Annotated in this window: 4 protein-coding genes; 1 reads left to right on the top strand and 3 read right to left on the bottom strand. The window is 63.8% G+C overall.

The window, feature by feature from the left end:
* Positions 1–640: 640 nt before the first annotated feature.
* Genes B5F19_RS16360 through B5F19_RS16350 form a run of 3 tightly spaced genes read right to left on the bottom strand, consistent with a single transcriptional unit; the run spans position 641 to position 3,315 of the window.
* Entirely contained in the window at positions 641–1,213 is a 573-nt protein-coding gene (locus tag B5F19_RS16360; RefSeq protein ID WP_087292716.1) for an indolepyruvate oxidoreductase subunit beta, read from the bottom strand.
* A gap of 6 nt (positions 1,214–1,219) precedes the next feature.
* Complete coding sequence (gene iorA / locus B5F19_RS16355) at positions 1,220–2,965, bottom strand: indolepyruvate ferredoxin oxidoreductase subunit alpha (RefSeq protein ID WP_087292713.1); 1,746 nt, start codon at positions 2,963–2,965, stop codon at positions 1,220–1,222.
* A gap of 44 nt (positions 2,966–3,009) precedes the next feature.
* Complete coding sequence (locus tag B5F19_RS16350; protein WP_087292710.1) at positions 3,010–3,315, bottom strand: YerC/YecD family TrpR-related protein; 306 nt, start codon at positions 3,313–3,315, stop codon at positions 3,010–3,012.
* 338 nt (positions 3,316–3,653) lie between these two features.
* On the opposite strand from B5F19_RS16350, the gene B5F19_RS16345 reads away from it, so the two are divergent.
* Complete coding sequence (locus tag B5F19_RS16345; RefSeq protein WP_087292707.1) at positions 3,654–5,048, top strand: NAD(P)/FAD-dependent oxidoreductase; 1,395 nt, start codon at positions 3,654–3,656, stop codon at positions 5,046–5,048.
* Positions 5,049–5,299 lie beyond the last annotated feature (251 nt).

Genomic DNA, 5,299 nt, shown 5'->3' with positions numbered 1-5,299 from the left:
CCGCCCACCCGGCGATGAAGACGATGAGCACCGCCCCCAGCAGGTTGGTGACCAGAGTGAGCAGGGGGAACTCCCCCCGGAAGGGCAGCAGGCTGAGCCCCCAGCGGCCCATGGCCCCCAGGGCGCCGCCCGTCCCCACCGCCAGAAGGCTGGTTATGGACATCGGGGTACTCCTTCCTTTTGGAGTAGTTTGCGCTTCGCCGGGCGGCCCAGTGTGCCGCCCCTACAAAAGAGTACAAACTCTGCCCCCTCATCCGCCCCAGTGTGCGCACTGGGGCACCTTCCACCCGAGGGGAAGGTTTAGGGGAGCGCAGGATTCGCACTGGGGGCGTTGGTTCGGAAAAGGCAGGCGCAGAAGCGGAACCGCACTCGTCCTAAATTTTTACACACCCAGGGCCCAGTGGCCCGGGAGAAATTGCAAAAAGTCACTCAGATTTTGCGCGCCGGAAGGGCTGCACAATGTCCAAGGGGTAACCCCCGTAATGGGGGTCCAGGGGGTGTGTGTCATTGAGGCAGGGACGGCGAAGCCGTGCCTGTCTCTCTGCACACACCCCTTGGCGGCTCTTTGGTGACTTTCTGGCCGACCAGAAAGTCACTCGCCGCCGGGGCGGCGAAACTCCCCCTTTAAAATTAGAAGGAATCAGGCATTTTTCCCCAGCTCAAACGCCTTCTTGTTCAGCTCCAAAAACTTCGCCGGCACCATAGCCTCCAGAGACTTCTGCCAGGCCTCCTCGGGCAGGTCGAAGTAGTGGGACAGACGGCCCATCAGGACGATGTTCACCGCCTTGGAGGACCCGGCCTCTTCAGCCAGCTTCAGGCAGTCCAGGGCGTCCACCTTGGCCCCGGCGGCCTTCATCTTCTCCACCAGGTTCTCGGGGTACTGGGCGGCCCCGGTGATGACGGGCATGGGGTCGATCTGCTGGGTGTTGGTGACGATCTGGCCGTCGGGCTTCAGGTAGCTCAGCCACCGGGCGGCCTCCAGCAGCTCGAAGGAGACGATGAAGTCGGCCTCCCCCTTGTCGATGACCGGGGAGTTCACCCGGTCGCCGTAGCGCACGTAGGTGACCACGCTGCCGCCCCGCTGGGACATGCCGTGGACCTCGGACACCTTCACGTCGTAGCCCTGTTCCATGAGCAGGTGGCCCAGCAGCTTGCTGGCCAGCAGGGAGCCCTGGCCGCCCACGCCCACAATCATAATATTCTTGGTTTCCATCTTGCCTTAACCCTCCTTGCCGGTGCTCTCAAAGGCCCCCACGGGGCACAGCTGCTCACACACGCCGCAGCCCACACACTGGGTAAAGTCCACGCGGGCCTTGCCCTCCTTCATGGAGATGGCGGGGCAGCCGATCTTCATGCAGCTCTTGCAGCCGATGCACTTGTCCTTGTTGACCGCCAGAGGCGCCTTGTGCTTGACATACTTCAGCAGAGCGCAGGGCCGGCGGGAGATGATGACGGAGGCCTCGTCGGCGGAGAGCTCCTCCTTCACCGCCTGGTCGCACTCCTTCAGGTTGTAGGGGTCTACCACCCGCACCCGCTTGAAGCCCATGGCCCGGCACAGGGACTCCAAATCGATCTTGCCGGCGGGGTCCCCCTTGATGTTGTAGCCGGTGGTGGGGTTCTGCTGGTGGCCGGTCATGCCGGTGATGGAGTTGTCCAGGATGATGACGGTGGAGTTGGACTGGTTGTAGGCGATGTTGGCCAGGCCGGTCATGCCCGAGTGCATGAAGGTGGAGTCGCCGATGACGGCCACCGTCTTGTGCTCGCTCTCAGCGCCCCGGGCCTTGTTGAAGCCGTGGAGGCCGCTGATGGAGCCGCCCATGCACAATGTCATGTCCATGGCGGCCAGAGGGGCCACCGCCCCCAGGGTGTAGCAGCCGATGTCGCCCATGACGGTGCACTTGTTCTTGTTCAGGGTGTAGAACAGGCCGCGGTGGGGACAGCCGGCGCACATGACGGGGGGACGGGCGGGGATGACGTCCTCCAGAGTTTTCCCCGTATGTACCGTGCCGCCCAGCTTGGCGGCCACCAGGTTCTGGGAGAACTCCCCCTCCATGGGAAGCACATCCTTCCCCAGTACGTCCAGGCCGATTTCCCGGCAGAAGTCCTCCAGGAAGGGGTCCAACTCCTCCACCACGGCCACCTTGTCCACCGAGGCGGCGAAGTCCAGGATCTTCTGCTTGGGCAGGGGCCAGACCATGCCCAGCTTGAGCACGGGATAGCGGTCCCCAAAGACCTCCTTCACATACTGGTAGGAGGTGCTGGAGGTGATGATGCCCAGGGCGCGGTCGCTGCCCTCCTCCAGGCGGTTCAGGGGGCTGGTCTCGGCGTAGGCGGCCAGCTTCCGGGTGCGCTCCTCCACCACCGGGTGGCGGCGGATGGCGTTGCCGGGCATCATCACGTACTTGCCGATGTTCTTCTCATAGGGCTTCATGGGGGGCTCCACCCGCTCGCTGGTCTCCACCAGGGACTGGGAGTGGGCCACCCGGGTGCACATCTTGAGGATGACGGGGGTGTCGAACTCCTCGGAGAGCTCATAGGCCAGCTTGGTGAAGGAGAGGGCCTCGGCGGAGTCGGAGGGCTCCAGCATGGGGATCTTGGAGGCCTTGGCGTAGTGGCGGGAGTCCTGCTCGTTCTGAGAGGAGTGCATGCCCGCGTCGTCGGCCACCACAATGATCATGCCCGCGTTCACCCCGGTGTAGGAGACGGTGAACAGCGGGTCGGCTGCCACGTTCAGGCCCACGTGCTTCATGCCGCAGAAGGAGCGGCGGCCCGCCAGAGAGGCGCCGAAGGCGGTCTCCATGGCCACCTTCTCATTGGGGGCCCACTCGCAGTAGATGTCGTCGAATTTGGCGGCCTCCTCGGTGATCTCGGTACTGGGGGTGCCGGGATAGCTGGAGACCACACAGCATCCCGCCTCGTACAGTCCACGGGCAACGGCCGCGTTGCCCAGCATCAGTTGTTTCATATCGCGTTACTCCCTGCTTTCTTGCAAAATTCTTTGGGGCGGCTCTATTTGGGTTGATCCAGCCCCTCCCGGATGATGATGTCCTGCATCACGCCCCCGGCGCCGTTCTCCAGCATGGAGCGGCGTACCCGGCTGATGGTGGCGCTGCTGGCCCCGGTTTTCTCCAGAATATCCAGATAGACCAGGCCCTGCTGGAGATAGACAGCCACATCAAAGCGCTGCTCCATGGCCTGCAGCTCGGTGGGGGTGCAGAGATCTTCAAAAAACCGGCAGCACTCGTCCAGATCCTTCAGCTTCAAGATGGTCTCGTAGAGCGCCAGACTGTGCTCCTTTCGTCCTGCCTTTGCCATATCGCGGCTCCTTTCTGCGGCCGGCCGGCGGCGCAGTCCGCCGGTCCGTCCATTCTTTCCTTATATTAACACAGTAAAGCGTTGAGGTAAACAGGAAATTTTCACTTTCTCCAATTTTTCACCGCCTTCCGGGGAAAATTTCTTCCCATGCCCCAAGGCGGCAGCGGGCGGCGGGCCGCAGGCTGTGCGGCGGAGTCCGGTGTAAAAAATACGGACAGACAGGGGAAAAGAGAGAAATTTCCTTCTCCTGGGGCAAAAACTGTGGTATAATGTATCCTGATATGATATGGCCCGCCGTGGGCCGCAATTTCCGAGGAAAGTGAGAGAGGAGACACCCCATGAATCCCATCTATGACGTTGCCATCCTGGGCTGCGGCGAGGCGGGCATCTTCGCCGCCTATGAGCTGGCCCACCACCGCCCCGGCCTGAAGGTGCTGGCCCTGGACCAGGGCCGGGACATCTACCACCGCAGCTGCCCCATCGTGGCGGGCAAGGTGCGGGAGTGCATCCACTGCTCCGTGTGCGACACCATGTGCGGCTTCGGCGGCGCGGGGGCCTTTTCCGACGGCAAGTTCAACTTCACCACCCAGTTCGGCGGCTGGCTCACCGACTTTATGGAGCCCCGCCATGTGATGGAGCTCATCGACTACGTGGACTCCATCAACGTCGCCCACGGGGCCACCCAGGAGGTGTTCTCCACCGAGAGCGCCGAGGCCAGGGCCCTGGCCCGGAAGGCCCTGGGCTTTGACCTGCACCTGCTCCAGGCCCGGTGCAAGCACCTGGGCACCGAGAACAATTTACGCATTCTCCAGAACATCTATGAGGGGCTGAAGGACAAGCTGGAGTTCCGCTTCAACACCGCCGTGGAGCACATCGTCCAGGACGGGGAGGGCGGCTTCCGCCTCACCCTGGGCGGCGGCGAGGAGGTGGCCTGCAAGCGGCTCATCGCCGCCCCCGGCCGCTCCGGCGCCGAGTGGTTCTCCGAGCAGTGCAAGGGCCTGGGGCTGGAGCTGCTGAACAACCAGGTGGACATCGGCGTGCGGGTGGAGCTGCCCGCCTCCGTCTTTGAACACATCACCGATGTGGTGTACGAGTCCAAGCTGGTCTACCGCACCCAGCAGTACGGGGACCAGGTGCGCACCTTCTGCATGAACCCCTACGGCCACGTGGTGGCCGAGAACGTGGAGGGCATCAACACGGTGAACGGCCACTCCTACGCCGACCCCAAGCTGCGCAGCGAGAACACTAATTTCGCCCTGCTGGTGTCCAACCGCTTCACCCAGCCCTTTAACGAGCCCTACCGCTACGGCAAGCACATCGCCTCCCTGAGCAACATGCTGGCCGGCGGCGTGCTGGTCCAGCGCTTCGGCGACCTGGTGAAGGGGGTGCGCACCAACGAGCACCGCCTAAGCAAATCCTTCACCCGGCCCACCCTCACCGCCGCCGTCCCCGGGGACCTGTCCCTGGCCCTGCCCAAGCGGCAGCTGGACGACATCATCGAGATGATCTACGTCCTGGACAAGATCGCCCCGGGCACCGCCAACCACGACACCCTGCTCTACGGCGCGGAGGTGAAGTTCTACTCCGCCCGGCTCCAGCTCAGCGAGGAGCTGGAGACCGCCATCCCCAACTTCTTCGCCGCCGGCGACGGCGCCGGCGTCACCCGGGGCCTGGCCCAGGCGGGCGCCTCCGGCGTGCAGGCGGCACGGGCCATCCTGAAGCGGCTCTCCTAAGCTGTCCCCCAAAAAAAGCCTTCCCCTCGGGGGGAAGGTGGCCCAGTGCGCACACTGGGGCGGATGAGGGGCGATGATAGAGCAGTTTTGTTTGTCGCAGGGGAAGTTTCGCCGCCTGCGGGCGGCGACCTACTTTGCCCGGGGCGGCTCGTCGTCGCAAAGTCCACTCCACTCCGTTTCCGCCTGGCGGCGAAAACTGCGTTCGTTCCCTTGCTCCTCCTCTTCCCGGCGAACCCGCTTCGCTGGGCTTC

This window comes from Pseudoflavonifractor sp. An184, assembly GCF_002160305.1.
Taxonomy (GTDB): Bacteria; Bacillota; Clostridia; order Oscillospirales; family Oscillospiraceae; genus Lawsonibacter; species Lawsonibacter pullicola.
Note: the sequence above shows the minus strand (reverse complement) of the source record. Positions and strands in the feature narration are given on the sequence as shown.